This window comes from Halotalea alkalilenta (assembly GCF_001648175.1).
Classification (GTDB): Bacteria; Pseudomonadota; Gammaproteobacteria; order Pseudomonadales; family Halomonadaceae; genus Halotalea; species Halotalea alkalilenta_A.
The window spans coordinates 110,877-129,540 of record NZ_CP015243.1; the positions used below are offsets into that span (position 1 = coordinate 110,877).

Annotated in this window: 16 protein-coding genes; 4 read left to right on the forward strand and 12 right to left on the reverse strand. The window is 64.3% G+C overall.

Annotated features, from left to right (window positions below):
- Positions 1–13: 13 nt before the first annotated feature.
- From A5892_RS00565 to A5892_RS00600, 8 genes are all read right to left on the reverse strand, one after another.
- Complete coding sequence (locus tag A5892_RS00565) at positions 14–349, reverse strand: thioredoxin family protein (protein ID WP_064121133.1); 336 nt, start codon at positions 347–349, stop codon at positions 14–16.
- A complete protein-coding gene (locus A5892_RS00570) occupies positions 321–812 on the reverse strand; it encodes a flavodoxin (protein WP_064121134.1) in 492 nt (163 codons plus the stop codon). The genes A5892_RS00565 and A5892_RS00570 overlap by 29 nt, the downstream gene beginning before the upstream one ends.
- A 45-nt stretch (positions 813–857) precedes the next feature.
- A complete protein-coding gene (locus tag A5892_RS00575) occupies positions 858–1,913 on the reverse strand; it encodes a ribonucleotide-diphosphate reductase subunit beta (RefSeq protein ID WP_043445896.1) in 1,056 nt (351 codons plus the stop codon).
- A 158-nt stretch (positions 1,914–2,071) separates the two neighbouring features.
- Positions 2,072–4,366, reverse strand: coding sequence for a ribonucleoside-diphosphate reductase subunit alpha (locus A5892_RS00580; protein ID WP_263281393.1), 2,295 nt, complete (start codon positions 4,364–4,366; stop codon positions 2,072–2,074).
- A 466-nt stretch (positions 4,367–4,832) separates the two neighbouring features.
- Positions 4,833–6,143 carry an MFS transporter gene (locus A5892_RS00585; protein WP_064121136.1) on the reverse strand — a complete coding sequence of 437 codons (1,311 nt, stop codon included), beginning with the start codon at positions 6,141–6,143 and terminating at the stop codon, positions 4,833–4,835.
- Positions 6,144–6,464: 321 nt separating this feature from the next.
- Positions 6,465–6,782, reverse strand: a complete 318-nt coding sequence (locus tag A5892_RS00590) for an OsmC family protein (RefSeq protein ID WP_223302750.1) — start codon at positions 6,780–6,782, stop codon at positions 6,465–6,467.
- Positions 6,783–6,932: 150 nt separating this feature from the next.
- Positions 6,933–7,649 carry a CTP synthase C-terminal region-related (seleno)protein gene (locus A5892_RS00595; protein ID WP_064121137.1) on the reverse strand — a complete coding sequence of 239 codons (717 nt, stop codon included), beginning with the start codon at positions 7,647–7,649 and terminating at the stop codon, positions 6,933–6,935.
- A 13-nt stretch (positions 7,650–7,662) separates the two neighbouring features.
- Positions 7,663–8,280 carry a glutathione S-transferase gene (locus A5892_RS00600; RefSeq protein WP_064121138.1) on the reverse strand — a complete coding sequence of 206 codons (618 nt, stop codon included), beginning with the start codon at positions 8,278–8,280 and terminating at the stop codon, positions 7,663–7,665.
- A gap of 135 nt (positions 8,281–8,415) precedes the next feature.
- Between A5892_RS00600 and A5892_RS00605 the strand changes: the two genes are divergently transcribed.
- Positions 8,416–9,309 (forward strand): LysR substrate-binding domain-containing protein, encoded by an 894-nt coding sequence (locus A5892_RS00605; protein ID WP_064121139.1) that lies wholly within the window; start codon positions 8,416–8,418, stop codon positions 9,307–9,309.
- On the opposite strand, the gene A5892_RS00610 is transcribed toward A5892_RS00605, so the two are convergent.
- From A5892_RS00610 to A5892_RS00620, 3 genes are all read right to left on the reverse strand, one after another.
- Positions 9,306–10,235 (reverse strand): 5'-methylthioadenosine/S-adenosylhomocysteine nucleosidase, encoded by a 930-nt coding sequence (locus A5892_RS00610; RefSeq protein WP_082890190.1) that lies wholly within the window; start codon positions 10,233–10,235, stop codon positions 9,306–9,308. The two genes, A5892_RS00605 and A5892_RS00610, sit on opposite strands and share 4 nt — an antisense overlap.
- Positions 10,236–10,331: 96 nt before the next feature.
- On the reverse strand, positions 10,332–11,348 hold the full coding sequence (locus A5892_RS00615) for an NADP-dependent oxidoreductase (RefSeq protein ID WP_064121140.1): 1,017 nt from the start codon (positions 11,346–11,348) through the stop codon (positions 10,332–10,334).
- 149 nt (positions 11,349–11,497) lie between these two features.
- Positions 11,498–12,895 (reverse strand): amino acid permease, encoded by a 1,398-nt coding sequence (locus A5892_RS00620; protein WP_064121141.1) that lies wholly within the window; start codon positions 12,893–12,895, stop codon positions 11,498–11,500.
- Positions 12,896–13,177: 282 nt separating this feature from the next.
- On the opposite strand from A5892_RS00620, the gene A5892_RS00625 reads away from it, so the two are divergent.
- Both A5892_RS00625 and A5892_RS00635 read left to right on the forward strand, forming a co-directional pair.
- A complete protein-coding gene (locus A5892_RS00625; RefSeq protein ID WP_082890191.1) occupies positions 13,178–14,800 on the forward strand; it encodes a methyl-accepting chemotaxis protein in 1,623 nt (540 codons plus the stop codon).
- 402 nt (positions 14,801–15,202) lie between these two features.
- Complete coding sequence (locus tag A5892_RS00635) at positions 15,203–15,916, forward strand: phosphotransferase family protein (protein ID WP_263281438.1); 714 nt, start codon at positions 15,203–15,205, stop codon at positions 15,914–15,916.
- A gap of 12 nt (positions 15,917–15,928) precedes the next feature.
- On the opposite strand, the gene A5892_RS00640 is transcribed toward A5892_RS00635, so the two are convergent.
- On the reverse strand, positions 15,929–16,753 hold the full coding sequence (locus A5892_RS00640; protein WP_317627707.1) for a GntR family transcriptional regulator: 825 nt from the start codon (positions 16,751–16,753) through the stop codon (positions 15,929–15,931).
- Between the two features lie 187 nt (positions 16,754–16,940).
- Between A5892_RS00640 and A5892_RS00645 the strand changes: the two genes are divergently transcribed.
- Entirely contained in the window at positions 16,941–18,596 is a 1,656-nt protein-coding gene (locus A5892_RS00645; RefSeq protein ID WP_064121146.1) for a lactate permease LctP family transporter, read from the forward strand.
- Positions 18,597–18,664: the final 68 nt, after the last annotated feature.

The following is an 18,664-nucleotide window of genomic DNA, read 5'->3' on the forward strand; positions in this document are numbered from 1 at the left end:
GGGCCTTGAGCGCTCAGTCGCTCAAGGCGGGGCCCTGAACCAGCTCCTCGATCTTCGCCGGCGCGACGAAGCCAGGGGAGCGTGCGACCTCCTCACCCTGCTTGAACAGCAAGAGCGTCGGGGTCTGGCGCAGACGGTGCGAGAAGAAGAACGACTCGCCCACCACCTCGAGCTTGACCTTGGCCAGGGTCACGCCTTCAGCCGCAGGGCTGGCGGCGAACTTGCCGATCGACAGGTCGAGCATCTTGCAGCCTGGGCAGTCATCCTTGTAGAAATCCACCAGCAAGAGCGGATGCGCTGCGAGGGCGTCGGCGAAAGCGTCAGGCGAGGTGATGTCGATGGTGTTCATGGCTTTCTGCTGTCCTTGATGTGATGACGCCTCGCGTCCACTCGTTGATCGCTGCACGGTCCTTGTCGCCGTGCGGCATCTGTTCGATTTCCAAGCGCGGATAGGCCGATGCGAAGAACTTCGCCATTCGCTTCACCGCGCCGCAGTAGAACTCTTCACCCCACTGGGTCTCACCGGTACCGAACACTGCGACATGCGAAGGCTTGCCGACCCGCTCGAAGAGCTCGGCGATGAATTCCTTCATCTCCGGCGGCGTGCGTCCCGAGTTGGCAGTCCATGAACCCAGCAGGTAGAGATCGAACCGCTCGGCCGGAAAAGGCTCGGGAAGGACATCGGCGAGCGACTCGATGGTCACGTACACCTGCGTCACCCGATGGCCGAGGCGCTCGGCCTCGGCCTTGATCAGCTCGGCCACTTCGCGGGTGTTGCCACTCAACGAATCGAACCCAAGCAGGATCTCCATGGTGACGCTCCTGGGCGAAGCCCGCATACAGCGCGGACGGGGAAATCAAAGGTCGTCGAAACCGTTGTCCAGGTTGGTCTTCTTGTAGCTTGCGTTACGCATCTCGAAGAAGTCCGTCTTGGTCTCGGTGAAGTTGTCTGCGTAAGCCTTGATCCAAGGCATCACGTTGTCGCTGCTCTGCGAGTAGAGCTTGTCGATGCCGAGCATCCCCGCCATCTTGTTGGCGCGATACTTGACGTAGCCGACCATCTCATCGAGGTCGATGCCGTCGATGCCATCGAGCACCTCGGAGGACCACACGGTCTCCAGGTCGATCGCGTGGGCGAACGCCTTGTGGGTGTATTCGGTCAGCCGGTCGCCCTGGAGCTCAGGATTCTCGCCGACGATCGCCCGGATCAGCTCGCTGATGAACTTCGAGTGCGCCAGCTCGTCACGATTGATGAAGCTGATGATCTTGCCGGTGCCGGTCATCCGGTTCTGGCGCACCAGGTTGTAGAAATAGGCGAAGCCAGAGTAGAAGTTGATCCCCTCGAGGATCGACGACTGGATCAGTGCACGTACCAGCGTCTCGGCCGACTTCTCGGTCATGAAGTCGTTGTACGCCCCCATGATCGGCTCGTTGCGCTTGATGATCGTCGGATGGGTGCGCGCCAGTTCGAACACGCGGTTCTGGTCCTGGAGCCCAGCGATCGAGGCGAGCACGTAGGAATAGCTTTCGTTATGGATCACTTCCTGCTGGCCGATGATCGCCGCATTGGCGTGAGCGGCGGGATCGGTGATGTACTCGGCGACGTTGTAGATGAAGCGCGTCTGCGGCGAGTCGAGAGTGGCGAGCAGGCCGATGATCGCATCGAAAGCGTACTTCTCCTTGCCCGAGAGCTCGCCGTACTGCTTGGCGTCGCCCTTCATGTCGACCTCGTCGGGAATCCAGTAGTTGGTCGACAGCTCCTTGTATGCCCGATAGAAGGACGGGTAGGGAATGTCGTTCCAGTTGAGGATGCCGCTGGTCTTGCCGTTGATGATTCCAGTGGAGCGGTTCGGATTGAGCGGCTCGAGAATCTTGATCCGGTCGAGGCGGGAAGTAGCGGAGATCGTGGTCATGGTCTGCCTTGTCTGGTCGAATACGAAGCGAAACGCGCATGGCGCGTCAGCCATTCGGACGACGCGCCGCCCCGACTGGGGCTTGTGATCGAGGGCTCGCGGTCCGTCTGAAAAGTGCCTGCGCTCGGCGACTCTTCAGACCAGACCCAGGCCTCGGATCAGCTCGAGCACCACTCGCACTCGCTGATATCGATGTCGTTGGAGCGCACGTAGTAGGTGGTCTTGAGCCCTTCCTTCCATGCGGTCATATGCAGATCCAGCAGCGTGCTGGCGCGAATCCCGCTCGGCACGTAGAAGTTGAAGCTGATCGACTGGTCGACGTGGCGCTGGCGACGGCCGTTCTGGCGCACGCTGGCGAACTGGTCGACCTTGTAGGCGCCCTTTTCGTAGAACGGATAGGTCTCGAGCGAGAGGCCAGGCGCCACCACCGGACGGCGATAGTCCTTCTTTTCCTCGTAGTAGAAGACGCTGTAGATCGGGTCGATCGAGGCGGTGGAACCGGCGATCTGGGCGGTGCTCATGTTCGGTGCCACCGCCAGCAGATAGGCATTGCGCACCCCGAACTCGGCGACGTAGGCGGCGAGCGTCTGCCACTCGTCGCTGTCGTAGCCACGACGCTCGAAGTACTCGCCGGTATGCCAGTCGCTGCCCTTGAACACCTTGTAGGCGCCCTTCTCCTTGGCCAGCTCCATGCTCGCCTTGATCGCGAGATAGTTGATCCGCTCATAGAGCTTGTCGCAGTAGCTTTCCGCCTGCGGGTCGTTCCAGTCGATTCCTTTCTGCGCCAGCAGGTGGTGCCAACCGAAGGTGCCAAGACCGATCGCCCGGTACTTCCGGTTGGTGATCGTCGCCTGCGGCACCGGCAGCTCGTTGAGGTCGATCACGTTGTCGAGCATCCTCACCTCGATGCGAATCAGCCGCTCGAGGATGTCCTCGTCGACCAGATCGGGTTCGGCGAGCACCGCGCGCCCGAGGTTGATCGAGGAGAGGTTGCAGACCACGAAGTCGCCCGCCTGCTTGGTGGTGACGATCTGGTCGCCGCTGATCACTTCCTGGATCATCCGGGTCGGGCTCATGTTCTGCAGGATCTCGGTGCAGAGATTGCTCGAGTAGACCATGCCCTGGTGCTTGTTCGGGTTCATCCGGTTGACTTCGTCACGGTAGAACATGAACGGGTTGCCGGTCTCGAGCTGGCTGACCATGATCCGCTTGAAGATATCGATCGCCTTGACGATCTTGCGGCTGATCCGCTCGTCGGCGACCACCTCTTCGTACTTCTCGCGGAAGCTGCCGGAGCCGCGCTTTTCATCGAAGAAGTCCTGCAGATACCAGCCCTTGATCGCCTTGACCTCGTGCGGATCGAACAGATACCAGTCGCCACGACGCTCGACGGTTTCCATGAACACATCGGGGATGCACACCGAGGTAAACACGTCATGGGCGCGCAGCCGCTGGTCGCCATTGTTCAGGCGCAGGTCGAGGAACGATTCGATGTCCTTGTGCCAGACGTCCAGATAGACCGCGATCGCGCCCTTGCGCTGGCCGAGCTGGTCGACGCTGACCGCGGTGTTGTTGAGCTGCTTGACCCAAGGCACCACGCCGCCGCTGGAATTGGGCACGCCGCGGATCGCCGACCCAGAACAGCGCACGTAGCCGAGATAGGCACCGACCCCACCGCCGTGCTTGGAGACACGAGCGACGTCGGTGTTGCTGTCATAGATGCCCTGCAGGCTGTCGTCGACGGTATCGATGAAGCAGCTCGACAGCTGGCCGCCGATCTTGCCGGCATTGGCCAGCGTCGGGGTGGCGACGGTCATGTACAGGTTCGACAGCGCCCAGTACGCCTCCTTGACCAGAGTCATGCGACGCTCGCGGGGCTTCTCGTCCTGCATCAGGTAGAGCGCGATGGTCAGCCAGCGCTCCTGGGGCAGCTCGTAGACGTTGCGGGTGTGGTCGGTGGCGAGATAGCGGGTCGCGAGCAGATAGAGGCCGTTGTAGGTGAACAGCTTGTCACGCTCGGGCTCGATCACCTTCCCGGCTTCGATCAACTCGTCCTTGGAGTAGTTCTTCAGGATATCGCCGGAATAGATCCCGCGTTCACCCAGGCTCTCCTGCAAGCCGACGTAGGAGCCGTACTTGTCGTCGTCGTTGTAGAAGCGGTTCTTGCTCGCCTTCTTGTACAGCTTGTTGAGATAGAGCCTGGCGGCGAACAGCTCCCACTCCGGCGTCGCCACGTCGGTACGCGACTCCGCCTCGCGGATCAGGTAGTCGACCATGTCGTCGGCGGCGATGCTCTCCCTGCGCTCGATGAAGCCAAAGGCCTTCTGCTTGTACTCGCTGATGTCGAGGTTCGGGAACTCGGCATGGATGCGACCCAGGTAGCGTTCGAGGCGTTCGAGGTCGAAAGGCATCTGGCGTTTGCCAGCGTCCTTCACAATCAGGGGAGTCGTCATGGTGTTCTCGATGTCCATTCGGGTCGCTGTCTTCGGCCCGCCGCGAGCCAATGCACGCGTGAACCAGTCGGGGGCTGCGTAACCGTCGATCAGAAAAAAACAAAAGTGAAAAAGCGCGGCTGCGGCGCAAAAACTCGCTTGACAAGCTTGTCCGGGAACGTTCTGACCCAGAGTCGCCAAGTACCACATATGGTAAAGAATTAGACGCCGACAACCAATATATTGTGCCTATCCGATTCCGTCCATCCCTTTCTGAAGTGCCCACTAACGCCCTAGCCCAAGCATTGAAAGGACTTTTCTAAAGGCACCAAAGGGCCCGTCGCAAGCCTGTGGACAACCCTCGGTTTCATCCAGAGCACACACACAGCTCATCCACAGCTAACCCACAGGAATCGCCTTCGGAGACCATCGCGCGCAATGGAAAAACCGGCCATGCGGCCGGTTCGAAAGTACGGGTTGGAGAGATTCAGAAGGCCCGGTCGCGGGTCTCACCGATCGAGAGGATCGCCACCAGGCTGAGCAGTGCCATGCCCACCACATAGCCCCCGACCCATTGCAGCCCGCCCCAGCCGACCAGCCACTGCGCCGCATAGGGCGCGAGCGAAGCGCCGAGGATGCCGGCCAGGTTGTAGGCCGCGCAGGCACCGGTATAGCGCACCCGAACTGGAAACAGCTCGGGCAGCAGCGCTCCCATCGGGGCGAATATCCACCCCATCGCCAGTAATCCCATGCACAAGAACAAAAGCATCGAAGGTGTCGAGCCGCTGGCCACCAAGCTGCCGAGGACGAGCCCGGTAAGCAGCGTGAAGCAAAGCCCGCTGACGATCACTGGACGCCGCCCGAAACGATCGCAGGCCAATGCCGAAACCGGCGTCGCCAGCGCCATGAACACGATCGCCACGCAGAGCATGGCAAGGAAACCACCGCGGTCGAAGCCGAGCTGGCTGGTCGCATGGTTCAACGTGAACACCGTGGTGATGTAGAAGATCGCGTAGCAGGCCACCATCGCGAACGTGCCCTGGAGAAGCGGGCGCCGGTGGTCACGCAGCAGCTCCTTGAGCGGTGCGCGCACCGGCTCACGCGCCTGTTCACGAAGAAACGCCTCGGACTCGACCAGGGATACCCGGACGTAGAGGCCGAGGAACACCAGCACCGCGCTGACCAGAAACGGAATGCGCCAGCCCCAGGCCATGAAAGACTCGCTGCTCATCCCGAGCAGCAGCACGAGGAACATGCCGTTGGCGAGCAGAAAGCCAAGCGACGGCCCCAACTGCGGGAACATCCCGAACCAAGCGCGCCGCCCCTTGGGCGCGTTCTCGGTGACCAGCAGCGCAGCGCCTCCCCACTCGCCGCCGATGCCGAGCCCCTGGCAGAAGCGCAGCACGCAGAGCAGGATCGGCGCGGCCACACCGATCGAGGCATAGCCGGGCAGCAGCCCGATGCCTACCGTGGCGACGCCCATCAGCAGCAGGCTTGCGACCAGGGTCGACTTGCGCCCGAGCAGGTCGCCGAAATGGCCGAACAGCACCGAGCCGACCGGACGCGCGACGAAGGCGATACCAAAGCTCATGAAGGCGGCGAGCGTTTGCACCCCGGGCGATTCGGAGGGAAAGAACGCGGGCCCGATCACCAACGCTGCGGCAGTGGCGAAGATATAGAAGTCATAGAATTCGATCGTGGTGCCGATCAGGCTCGCCGCGATCACCTTGCGCGGCGAATTGGCCGGCCGCGCGCGCTCGGCGGCGCTTTCCTCTGCCAGGGCGGTGTCGAGGGTCATGTATGTCGCGCTCCAGCTGGCGCCAGGTCCCCGCTACGGGGGGAGTCGGGTGTCGATAAGAGAGGGCATGGAAATTCCGTGCGGCGCCGAGGCGATAGCGGGGGCCGCGCGGTGAGAGAGTTGCGGTGGCGGCTCGCCAAGGATGGGAGACGAACCGTCGGACGCCGATCAGGATCGAGGATCGACGCGACCACCGCGGACCTTCGGGGGTTGGAAGGCATGCGCAGTATAAGCGCCCTAAATGGACTGTGCATGCCCTACTTTAGACAAAAACGGCAATTCAATATCAACATACTCTCAGTATTAGCAATCCACCACATCTCAAACGATGAAACAGGGTTCGCAGCGCACCTCGCTTCTGACCGAGTTGGCGATGAAGCATGCCTGGTGAGCCTGATGGTGGATCCGCTCGATCAGCGCGCGCTCCGGCTGCTTGTCCCCAGCGAAGATCACCTCTGGACGCAGCACGACCTCGCGGATCATTTCACGCCCGGCCTCGTCCTTGCCCATCACCCCGTAGGCGGGATCGAAGTAGCGATCCACGCACAGCCGCCGCTTGGCCGCGATGCCGAGAAACCAGAGCATGTGGCAGCTGGCGAGCGCGGCGACGAACAGCTCCTGGATCGACCGCGCAGGCATCGGACATCGGCTCAGGCACCACCAGCGGCGACGAGGATCCATCCAGCTCGATGCCGCCGTCGAAACGCAGGCGGTGACGACGGCTATAGAGATTGTCGGTGAACCGCTGCTCCCCACGCAGCCATTCGAGCTCGGCGGTGTAACGGTGGCTCATATGCGGGCTCCTGTCGTATATGCGTGCCGCACTGCGGCCGCCAGCAGCCCCTCGGCGAGCGGCACCCGCTTGCCCTCGAGTGCGGCGCGCTCGGGCTGGAACAGCACCGCGACGAAAAATGGATGATCGGTGAGTTCGAACCCACGAACCTCGCCGCTTTCATCTTCGGCGTTGATCCGCAAACGGTCGCCGAACAATCCCTCGCGATAGGCCTGATTGACGCCGAAGCTGCAGCGATAGCGTGCCTCGATCTCGAGTGCATCGTCGTGCAATGCGCTCAGACGGCTCCCCGGCAGCAGCCGCACCGGCTGCGAACGCTCGATCAAAGCGCAGGCCAGCGGCGCGATCACCGCACGGCCTGCGTCGACCAGTTCGGCATGGGTGGCATCATCCCAGTCGAGCACGTCGAGCGCCCATTCGAGCAGCGCATGCTGGCAACCACCGCAGGTGCCGAGGAAAGGCACCCGGGCTTCCCGCGCGGCGCGGATCATCGAGAGTACCCGCCCGGTATCGGCGTAGGGGCTGCCCGGTGTACACCAAAGCGCATCCCAGCGGGACGCGTCGTCTTCCAGCTCAACGGTTGCCAGCCACACGCCTTCGACCTCGACGCCGAGCCGCGTGGCGGCCCGGTCGAGGGCGAGCGGAATCGCACGATGAGCGGTCACGGCGTCGGAACGATCGCCGATCAGACCAACACGTAAGGGCCGGGTCATGCAGGTCTCCTGGTCAGGGTAAATCGAAATCGAAGGCACGGAAGTCGTCGAGCCGCTCAGCGGCGGCGGAAAAAGCCCGCAGGCGCGGCGCCTCTATCCCCGCTGTCCATTCAGGCAGCATCGCGCTGCAGAATCGCCATGCCACCGCCAGGGCAATCGCGCCATGGGTCGCCCGCTCGGCGTCGAGCGGCGGCGATGCGATGGCAAGCTCCTGCTCGAGCTCACGCCACGCCACGGCGAGCTGCATGTCGATCCGCTCGACCCAGGGCGCGTGACGCTTCTCCTCTGGGCGCAGCCGCTGCTCATAGATCCGCTGCACCGCCTTTTCACACGCCGCCAGCGCCAGGCCGGTGATCCTCAGGTCGCGCAGCGCATCCCCAGGCGCCAGCGGCGTCAGGCTGTGCGACGCGGTGAGCCGCTCGACATGGAGGATGATCAGGCTGGAGTCGACCAGCACGGTGGCGTCGTCGCACACCAGGGTCGGCACCTTAAGCAGCGGATTGATCGCGCTGAACCGCTCGGGCTCGCTGAACACCGACAGCTGCTCGAGCTCGAATGCGACGCCGAGCCGACGCAGCGATATCGCGGTGCGCCTCACGTAGGGAGAATCGAGCATTCCGATCAAACGCATGTTCCATCTCCGTCAGCCATGCTTAACTTGGATATCGACCCAATGCATCGCCATCACCGCTTCAAGCCGAATCTAGCGCTCCTCATCGGCGATGAATATCGACTTCGTCATTCCATTTAGGTAAGCAAAACTGACATGCAACGTCTGCCCGCACTGAATACGCTGCGCTGCTTCGAGGCGACAGCCCGGCTCGGCAGCGTCACCCTCGCCGCCGCCGAGCTCTGCGTCAGCCACTCAGCGGTCAGCCAACAGATCAAGCAGCTCGAGGAGAACCTGGGTGTCGCACTGTTCGAGCGCAGCGGGAGAAGGATCAAGGTCAGCGAGCACGGCAGGCTTTATGCGCTGCAGGTCGGCCACCACCTCGCCGAACTGAATGCAGCCACCAGACAGCTGAGGCGCGCGCCACGAAGCCCCAGCCTGACGCTGTCGACCTTGCCTTCCTTCGGACAGCACTGGCTGCTGCCTAGGCTGCCGCGCTTTCGCGCCCGCCACCCCGACTGCCGGCTGGTCCTTCAAGTCGCCCTCGGCCTGCACGAGACAGCGATCGCCGGAGCCGACCTGAGCGTGCGGATGGGTCTCGGCGAATGGCAGGGCATGACCAGCCAGAAGCTGTTCGAGGATCGCTGGGTGATGGTCTGCGCGCCCCACTTCAACGGTGGCAGGCTGCCCGAACGCGCCGAGGAGATCATCCGCGCGCCGCGGATCGAGTCCGCGGAACCGTGGAGCGCCTGGTGCCAGGCAGCCGGCGTCGAGCCCCCACCGCCCGGCGGGCTCGCGATCAACGACTCGAACCTGATCCTCGAAGCGCTACGGCTCGGCTACGGCGTCGCGCTCGAGCGGCTCAGCCTGGTCGCGGGAGCGCTCGCGCGCGCAGAGCTGGTGCGGCTGAGCGAGATAGAGGTGAGCTACCCCTATCCCTACTGGCTGGTATGGCCGCGCGGACGCGGCGACTCCCCTGATTGCCGTGCCCTGCGCGCCTGGATCGAGGCGGAGGTGGACGACTATCTGGCCGGCCTCCCGGCCGGCTAGGGGCGATCCAGGCCGGCCATGAAGGCGCGTACCGCCTTGGCCGAGCTGTCGGCGGCAAGATTCAGGAACACGCCCATCTCGTTCTCCTCCTCGCCACCGCCGGCGAGATCGGAAACCGCGCGGAAGGCGATGAATGGCACCTGGTTGGCCCAGGCGACCTGCGCTACCGCGGCGCTTTCCATGTCGACCACCGAGGCACCGAAGGCCTCGTGGGCATAGCCGCGAAACTCAGCGTTATCCATGAATACCGGCCCCGAGACGCCGCTGCCGCCGACCACCAGCCGCGGCGGGTGATTCAAGCACTGCTGCTCGGCGTCGCAGCGCAGCGGCAGGTCGGCGGGCAGCCGCCGGGCCTCGGCGAGCAGCGTCTGGTCGGCGTCGAACCAGAACCTACGCTCGCCCTGCGGATGCTCGGCATTGACCACGTTGACGTCGCGCGGCACGAACATACCGAAGCCCGCGCGTTCGCTCGGTTCGGCGAACGGCGGCGGAACGAACTCGCCGGGGGCGGTCTCACGGGCGTAGATCCCCTCGAGGTAGTTACCCCAACGCTCGGCCACCACCACGTCACCGATGTTGAGCGACGGATCCAAAGAGCCCGCGATGCCGCTGAACAGGATCCGGCGCACATCGAAGCGGTCGAGCACGAGCTGGGTATTCATCGCGGCGTTGGTCATGCTCACCCCACTCAGAAACAGCACCACCGGCTGCCCTTCCAGAGTACCGGTGGCAAAGGCGACCCCATTGGCGCTGAAGTCGCGCCGCTCATCCAACCCTTCGAGCAGCCGTTCGAGCTCGGGGGCGAAGGCTGAGATCACCGCGGTGCGCGGCACGGTATCGAGCGGGTCGGCATAGGCGTAAAGACGCTGCGCCGCGGTGATCGAAAGGCCGAACAGCAGCCAGGTGAGAATCAGTGGACGAAGCATCAGGGTTCCCTGGGTCTGGATCTTGGTTGCTAGCCCAGACTCTACCCGAAAAGCGCACGGCTGCCGCCCCAGCCACGCAGGCCAAAGCGGCATCGATCACAGCCGAACGATGAGCTTGCCGAGATTGGCACCCTCGAGCAGGCCGATGAACGCGCCAGGCGCATTTTCCAGGCCATCGACCACATCCTCGAGATAGCGCACCTCGCCGCTTTCGACCCAGCCGCCCATGTCGCGCAGGAAGCTCGGAAACTGTTCGGCCACGAACTCGCGCTGGATGAAGCCGCGCAGGGTCAGGCTGCGGCTCAGCACCGCGTACATCACCGCCGGCAGCCGATCCTCGCCCTCGGCACGGCCGTGGGCGTTGTACTGGGCGATCAGGCCGCACACCGGCACCCTGGCGAACTCGTTGAGCAACGGCAGCACGGCGTCCCATACCTTGCCGCCGACGTTCTCGAAATAGACATCGATACCGTCCGGGCAGGCCTGCGCCAGCTGTGCGGCGAAATCCGGCGCGCGATGATCGAGGGCGACATCGAAGCCGAAGTGCTCGCGCAGCAGCCGGCACTTCTCGGCGCCGCCGGCGATCCCTACCGCGCGCGCGCCCTTGATCCGCGCGATCTGGCCTACCGCCGAACCCACCGGGCCGCTCGCCGCAGCGACCACCACGGTCTCACCGGGGCGGGGCCGTCCGATGGTCAGAAGCCCCGAATAGGCGGTGAACCCAGGCATACCGAGCACCCCGAGGGCGGTGGTCGGTGGCAGCTTTGGGTCGAGCCGGCGCAAGCCGCTCCCATCGGAGAGCGCATAGCGCTGCCAGCCCGAGTAGGAGAGCACCAGATCGCCTTCGGCGTAGTCGGGGTGGCGGCTCTCGACGACCCGGGCGACGGTGCCACCGACCATGGTCGCGCCAACGGCCACTGGCTCGGCATAGGACTTGGCATCGCTCATCCGTCCGCGCATGTAGGGATCGAGCGACAGATACTCCACCTTGAGCAGCACCTCGCCCTCGCCGGGGCTCGGCACGCTGCTCTGCTCGAGGCGGAAATCATTCGGATCCGGACGCCCGACGGGGCGCTTGGCAAGTACCACACGCTGATTGATCGATTGGCTCATTGATGTGCTCCTGGATGACGACGTGCCCCCATCCTAAGCGACAATCAGTTCGCCCACTAACGGCATCGTCGTAGCCGGCGCCCAACGCGACGACCCCGGCGCGGGGCCGGGGTCGTCGCTGATCGTCTAGCGCTGAAGCGGAAGTAGCCTCAGTGCAGATTCTCGAGCTTGGCGTGCCGGCGCGAATAGCCGAAGTAGAACACCAGGCCGATCGCCAGCCAGATCATGAAGGCGATCCAGGTCTCGAGCGCCAGGTTGAGCATCAGGATCACGCAGATCACCACCGAGAGCGGCCCCAGCACCCAGGGCGCCGGCACCTTGAAGGCGCGCTTGAGGTCAGGGCGGGTCCTGCGCAGTACCGGCACCGACACCGAGATGATGGTGAAGGCCAGCAGGGTGCCCATGTTGATCAGCTCGGCCAGCGCACTGAGCGGCACGGTCGCCGCGATCAGCGCCGACAGCGTGCCGAGCAGCCAGGTCGAAGCGACCGGCACCTGACGATCGTCTACCTTCGACATCCAGCCCGGCATCAGCCCATCGCGGGACATCGCGAACACCACCCGGGTCAGGCCATAGCCCATCACCAGGATCACGGTCATCATCCCGGTCACCGCAGCGAGGCTGACCAGCCCCGCGAGCCAGTCGATCCCGGCGCGCTGGAACACCAGCGCGATCGGGTCGTCGACGCCGCGGAAATCGGCGAACGGGACGATACCAGTGGCTACCGTGGCAACCAGCGCATAGAGCACCGCGCAGATCAAAAGCGAACCGATCAAGCCGATCGGCAGGTCACGCTGCGGCTGGCGCACCTCTTCGGCGGCGGAGGAAACGGCGTCGAAGCCGAGGAAGGCGAAGAACACCAGCGCAGCAGCACTGATCACGCCGGAGACGCCGAATGGCGCATAGGGCTCGAAGTTCTCCGGCTTGACGTACCAGATACCGACCGCGATCACGAGCAGGATCACCGCGATCTTGATCACCACCAGCAGGTTGTTGATCCGCTTCGACTCACGGATACCGAGGGCGAGGACCGAGGTGATCGCCATCATGATCACGAAGGCCGGCAGATTGAACAGCGTGGTCTCGCCCGCGGCGTTGACCCCGGGCGCGGCGGTCAGCGCCGCGGGCAGGTGCAGACCGAAACCGCCGATCAACGACTGGAAGTAGCCGGACCAACCCACCGATACCGCAGCGGTGGCGAGACCGTACTCAGCGATCAGGCTCCAGCCGACGATCCACGCCACCAGTTCGCCGAGGGTGGCATAGCTGTAGGTATAGCCGGAACCCGCCACCGGGATCATCGAGGCGAACTCCGAATAGCACAGCGCGGCCAGCGCGCAGGCACTGGCCGCGAGGATGAAAGAGAGCGCCAGCGCAGGCCCGGCCTGTACCGCCCCGACCCCGGTGAGAACGAAAATCCCGGTGCCGACCATTGCCCCCAGACCCAGCATGATCAGGTCGGTGGCGCCGAGCACCTTCTTCAGCTCCGACTTGCGCGCGTTGGCGCCGGTCATGACCTCGATTCTTTTCTTACGGAATAGACTCATGAATGCCTCTTGAAACGCATCCCTGGTGCGTAGTTGTACGAATTCGCCCGATGCGTCGCATGCGCACGAAATGGGAAGTCGCCATCGGCACGACGGCCGATGAGAGCGGCATTTTCCACCAACCGGCAGCGTTTGTCTTTGTCACCCGAACACTTTGGCGATTCGGATCACCCAGCGCCGATCCTTCAAGCAATTTTTCTTGCCGCCGATATGTCCAGGCTGACGCGCTATTTCCCGCAATCCCGCATCGATGGGCGATGCCCCCACAGGTACCTTAGGCGCATGAGTACAACTACAACGGCAATCAGCCTGCCCTCTCCGTCCCGTCCACTGGCATCCTCTTCCGTCTCCCGCCTGCCGCGACGGTGGAAAACCAGGCATCGTCTCTACTTCGCGCTGGTGCTGATGTGGCTCGGCATGATCGCGCTGGTCGTGATCATGGCGCTGCAGCAGCGCGCAGCAAGCGCCCAGGAACGCCAGGAGGGGCTGCGCAACCTGGTCTCGATCGCCGCCAGCATCCTCGATACCGAGATCAGCCGCGCGAGCACCGAAGGTTCGGCGCGGATCATCGCCCGTGACCGCGCCCTGCGCCTGATCGGCACGCTGCGCTTCGACACCGACAACTACATCTTCGCCTTCGACGAAGACGCCAAAATCCTCTCCCACCCCCGTCGTGAACGCGGTGACGACATGTCGGGACTCACCGACTCCAACGGCATCGCGATCTATCCGGCACTGATCGAAGTGGCCAATCGCGACGGCAGCGGCTTCGTGGAGTACCTGTCGCGCACCGCCGATGGAGAGGAACTGGAGCGCAAGTTGAGCTACGTCACGCTCGACCCCGCCACCCGCAGCTACATTGCCGCCGGGGTCTACGTCGATGACCTCCAGCACGACTTCGCCGCCGCGCTTCTGCGCTCAGCGCTGATACTGCTGCTGGTCGGCGGCATCGTCTCGCTGTTCATGCTGCTGCTGATCCGCAGCATCTCGCAGAGCCTCGGGGGCGAACCCGAGGAGGCGGCGAAGATGGTCGCGCGCATCGCCACCGGAGACCTGAGCGCCAGTCTCGCCCTGCGGCGAGGAGACAGCGCCAGCCTGCTGTTCCACATCCAGCGGATGCGCGAACAGCTGATCGAGACCATCGGCGAAATCCACGCCGAGAGCGACAGGATCGACCTCGGCGCGCGCGAAATCTCCAGCGGCAGTACCGATCTCTCCTCGCGAACCGAAGAGCAGGCCGCCTCGCTCGAGCAGACTGCCGCGAGCATGGATCAGCTCACCGCCACCGTGCGCCAGAACGCCGAGAATGCCCGTCTCTCCAGCGAGATTGCCCAGCAGGCCTCCGATGCCTCGCGCAAGGGACGCGACGCAGTACAGCAGATGGTCGGCAACATGGCCGAGATCAGCGCAGGTTCGAAGCGGATCAACGAGATCATCGGCCTGATCGACGGCATCGCCTTCCAGACCAACCTGCTGGCGCTCAACGCCTCGGTCGAGGCGGCGCGCGCCGGCGAGCACGGGCGTGGCTTCGCCGTGGTCGCCGAGGAGGTTCGCGGGCTCGCGGGCCGTTCGGCGAACGCCGCACGCGACATCAAGACGCTGATCAAAGAGGCCAGCGGGCTGATCGACAAGGGCGCGAGCCAAGCGGAATCAGCCGACCAGCGGATGCAGGCCATCTTCGATGCCATCACCCAGGTCGAAAGCCTGATCAGCGGCATCTCAGCGGCCTCGGAGGAGCAGCGCCAGGGCATCGAGCAGGTCAACCAAGCGATCGGCCAGATGGACCAGGTCACCCAGCAGAACGCCGCCCTGGTCGAGCAGGCCACCGCCGCCGCCGCCGCGCTCGAGAACCGCACCACGCGGATGCGCGAAGCGGTAGGCCGCTTTCGCCTGCCGACCGTCTGAGCGCTGCACGGCAAGGGCATGCCACCGCTTGCTCCCAAGCCACCGCCCAGGTGGCTTGGGGGCGAGACGAGAGGCAAACTAGGTGGCATGTGAGTTCGTCGCAGCGGCTGGCGCCCTAGGATGAACAAGGATCGCAACAGCTTCGGAGAAGCCCTTGCCCACCATTGACCGTCGACGCTGGGAACGGCCGAATGCCGAGCCCAAGCTGTCCCACGCGAACGCCCTGCTGATGCTGAGACGCTATGCCGCCAGTGCCGAGCTGCTGGCCCATGAGCGTCTCGCCGACGGCCTCGCCAACGGCGCCTGGCGGCTGGAGTGGCGCATGGGTGACGGGCATCACTGCGCTGTGCTGCGGATCAGCATCATGCTGCGTTCGACCATGAGGCGCGACTGCTCACCTGGCTGGATGGACGCTGCAATGCCCCCGCGCCGCTGCATTTCGAGCCAGCCCGGGATGACCAGCCACCCTGGATGCTGCTGCCTTGGCGTCCAGGCATGCCTCTCGGCGCTTGGCTACGCGGTGCCCGACCGGCCGTCGGTGCACTGGCCGAACCGATCGCCGAGCATCTCGCCGGGCGTCTCGCGCTGAAGCCGCCGAGCGCGCTAGGCCTGCCTGAATATCCCAATGCCTCGCTGGCGAAGCTGATGTTCGAGCTACTCGACCATCCGCTGGTGAACGCCCGACTGGCACCGCGGCTGCGCGTGCGGCTGCAGCGTGAGGTGGAGCGCCAGGGCGCGCGCCTCAATACCCAGCCTTCCCTCGACGGCTTGGTGCATAGCGACTTCAGCGGCTCCAACCTGCTGATCGAAGAGGATGCGCATGGCGTGCGCATTGGCGCGGTGGTCGACTGGGAGTTCGCCCACCTCGGCAGCGCGCTGATCGATCTCGGCCATCTGCTGCGCGCACCCGCCCTACGCGATCGCTCCTTCACCGACCGCTTCACCGAGGCGATGGCCACCCAGGGGCGGCCGCTCGCGCCCGGATGGATCGAAGCGGCGACGCTGGTCGATATCCTGGCCTGGCTCTATTTTCTCTCGCGCCCGCCCGAGCGACCAAGGCTGTTCGCCGACTGCAGGGCACGACTCGAGGAGATCCTCGTCCAGCTGGGCGACTGAGCGCCCGACGCGTCAGCCATCCGGCCCACACCCGGCCAACGCGCCCCTCGCCTCCTGCCGCCGCCGAGCCCTGGCAAAGCGCAGTGCCTCCTCCTCGGACTCGAGCAATACTTCGCGGACATAATCGATGTGCTGGCCGGAAAGCGCGCGGGCGCGCCGCGCCTGGCCATCCCGGATCGCTTCGAACAGCGCACGGTGCTGTTCGAACAATCGGTCCCGGGTTTCGGCGCGCTGGGCATGCATTCCGGCGATGTTGATCACGGTATTGCGGGTCATCATGCCGTGGAGACTGCGCATTGAGTGCAGCAGTACCAGGTTGTGGCTCACCTCGGCGATCACCAGGTGGAAGCCGACATCGGCCGCAGCCTCCTCGTCTCGCTGCTCTCCCAATGGGGCTCGATAGATCGCCTCGACCCGGGCGAAGGCCGCGGAGAGCCGCTCGCGATCGAGATCGGTGGCCCGCAGCGCAGCGTAGTAGGCGCAGCCTCCCTCGAGCAGATGGCGATACTCGAGCAGGTCGTGGCGCGCCTCGAGGCTTTCGGACATCAATCCATCGAGCGGATCGTCGAAGCTCGCGCCGAGCTGGCTGGAAACGTAGGTGCCCCCGCCTTGCCGGCTACTCAAGAGCCCCTTGGCCGCCAGCCGCTGGATCGCTTCACGCAGGGTTGGACGCGAGACACCGAAACGCTCGGCCAGCACCCGTTCCGCGGGAAGCCGCTCACCGGCGACGAAGTTTCCCTCGAGCACCAAGCGCTCGAGCTCGCGCACGATCTCATCAGCGAGACGACGCGGCCGGATCCGCTGCCCTACCGCCTCGGCCATCCTGGCCGGAGGCAATTGGTCAACTCGTCGTACCAAAGTATCAATCCTCCAAACGACAATACACGCCCAATGTCTAATGCGACTGCGTTGACCCTTACAGGGCTCTCATCCTCTACTGACTCTAGCATGAAGGTAAATTGGTTTTACCAATTTTCCAATACCCTTCGACACGTGGACGTCGATGCGACGATGAGGACATCCAATGGAACCCTGGCAGCAAGACTACCTGCCTCTTGGCAGTCTATGGCTCTCCGCACTAGCGGCATTGGTGCCAATCGTATTCTTCTTCGTCGCCCTGGCGGTGCTGCGTCTCAAAGGCCATGTCGCAGCGATCGTCACCCTGACGCTCGCGCTGGCGATCGCCATGCTGGTCTACGGCATGCCGGTGGGATCAGCGCTGGCCTCGGCGATCTACGGCTTCTTCTACGGGCTCTGGCCAATCGCCTGGATCATCGTCACCGCGGTGTTCCTCTACAAGCTGACGGTGAAGAGCGGCCAGTTCGATGTGATCCGAAGCTCGGTACTCTCGATCACCGAAGACAAGCGGATGCAGGTGCTGCTGATCGGTTTCGGCTTCGGTGCCTTCCTCGAAGGTGCCGCAGGCTTCGGCGCACCGGTGGCGATCACCGCAGCACTCTTGGTCGGACTGGGCTTCAATCCGCTCTATGCCGCGGGCCTCTGCCTGATCGCCAATACCGCGCCGGTGGCCTTCGGCGCCTTGGGTATCCCAGTGATCGTCGCCGGTCAGGTGAGCGGCCTGCCGGCGTTCGACATCGGTGCGATGACCGGACGTCAATTGCCGTTCCTGTCGGTACTGGTGCCGTTCTGGCTGGTCGCGATGATGGACGGCTGGAAGGGCATCCGCGAGACCTGGGTAGGCTGTCTGATCAGCGGGGGCACCTTCGCGGTCACCCAGTTCGCCACTTCCAACTACATCGGCCCCGAGCTGCCCGACATCACCTCCGCCCTGGTCAGCATGGCCTGCCTCACCCTGTACCTTCGCACCAAGCGTCCGGTCGCGGTGCTCGCTGGGATCAATGCGAACACCGTCACCCCGCCGACGCCAGGGCCCAGCCATACCCTGGGCCAAGTGCTCTATGCCTGGTCGCCGTTTTTGATCCTCACCGCCCTGGTCACGCTGTGGACGATGCCGATGTTCAAGGCGCTGTTCTTGTCCGGCGGCGCGCTCTACTGGCTCACCTTCAACATCGAAGTGCCGTGGCTGCACATGCTGGTCGAGCGCACCGCACCGATCGCCGCCGAACCCACGGGGATGCCGGCGGTATTCAAGTTCGACCCGCTCGCCGCCACCGGCTCGGCGATCTTGATCGCCGCGATCATCTCCACCTGGGTACTCAAGCTGTCGCCTCGCGTGGCGCTGTCCACCTTCAAGGAGACGCTGATCGAACTCAGGTGGCCGATCGCGACGATCGGTACCGTGCTCGGCTTCGCCTTCGTCACCAACTACTCGGGAATGTCCTCGACCCTGGCGCTGCTGCTCGCCGGCACCGGCGTGGCGTTCCCGTTCTTCTCGCCCTTCCTCGGCTGGCTGGGGGTATTCCTGACCGGCTCCGACACCTCCTCCAACGCCCTGTTCGGCGCGCTGCAGTCCGCCACCGCCCAGCAGTTGGGCCTGTCGGAAACGCTGATGGTGGCAGCCAACGGCAGCGGCGGGGTGACCGGCAAGATGATCTCGCCTCAATCGATCTCGGTGGCCTGCGCCGCGACGGGATTGGTCGGCAAGGAGTCGGACCTGTTCCGCTTCACACTCAAGCACAGCCTGGTGTTCGCCACCTTCGTCGGCATCATCACGCTGCTCCAGGCCTACGTCTTCACCGGCATGGTGGTCGGGCAATGATCGAACGATGACCGCCCCGGCGACGGCCTGACACCGCCGCCAGCACAGACCAATACCGGGCCCACCCG

What these genes read in the sequence shown, in the direction of transcription:
- A5892_RS00570 (WP_064121134.1), bottom strand. Translation starts at nt 812, where the DNA reads ATGGAGATCCTGCTTGGGTTCGATTCGTTGAGTGGCAACACCCGCGAA.
- A5892_RS00590 (WP_223302750.1), bottom strand. Translation starts at nt 6,782, where the DNA reads ATGCCTGCGCGGTCGATCCAGGAGCTGTTCGTCGCCGCGCTCGCCAGC.
- A5892_RS00585 (WP_064121136.1), bottom strand. Translation starts at nt 6,143, where the DNA reads ATGACCCTCGACACCGCCCTGGCAGAGGAAAGCGCCGCCGAGCGCGCG.
- A5892_RS00600 (WP_064121138.1), bottom strand. Translation starts at nt 8,280, where the DNA reads ATGCGTTTGATCGGAATGCTCGATTCTCCCTACGTGAGGCGCACCGCG.
- A5892_RS00565 (WP_064121133.1), bottom strand. Translation starts at nt 349, where the DNA reads ATGAACACCATCGACATCACCTCGCCTGACGCTTTCGCCGACGCCCTC.
- A5892_RS00580 (WP_263281393.1), bottom strand. Translation starts at nt 4,366, where the DNA reads ATGACGACTCCCCTGATTGTGAAGGACGCTGGCAAACGCCAGATGCCT.
- A5892_RS00620 (WP_064121141.1), bottom strand. Translation starts at nt 12,895, where the DNA reads ATGAGTCTATTCCGTAAGAAAAGAATCGAGGTCATGACCGGCGCCAAC.
- A5892_RS00605 (WP_064121139.1), top strand. Translation starts at nt 8,416, where the DNA reads ATGCAACGTCTGCCCGCACTGAATACGCTGCGCTGCTTCGAGGCGACA.
- A5892_RS00610 (WP_082890190.1), bottom strand. Translation starts at nt 10,235, where the DNA reads ATGCTTCGTCCACTGATTCTCACCTGGCTGCTGTTCGGCCTTTCGATC.
- A5892_RS00615 (WP_064121140.1), bottom strand. Translation starts at nt 11,348, where the DNA reads ATGAGCCAATCGATCAATCAGCGTGTGGTACTTGCCAAGCGCCCCGTC.
- A5892_RS00645 (WP_064121146.1), top strand. Translation starts at nt 16,941, where the DNA reads ATGGAACCCTGGCAGCAAGACTACCTGCCTCTTGGCAGTCTATGGCTC.
- A5892_RS00595 (WP_064121137.1), bottom strand. Translation starts at nt 7,649, where the DNA reads ATGACCCGGCCCTTACGTGTTGGTCTGATCGGCGATCGTTCCGACGCC.
- A5892_RS00625 (WP_082890191.1), top strand. Translation starts at nt 13,178, where the DNA reads ATGAGTACAACTACAACGGCAATCAGCCTGCCCTCTCCGTCCCGTCCA.
- A5892_RS00575 (WP_043445896.1), bottom strand. Translation starts at nt 1,913, where the DNA reads ATGACCACGATCTCCGCTACTTCCCGCCTCGACCGGATCAAGATTCTC.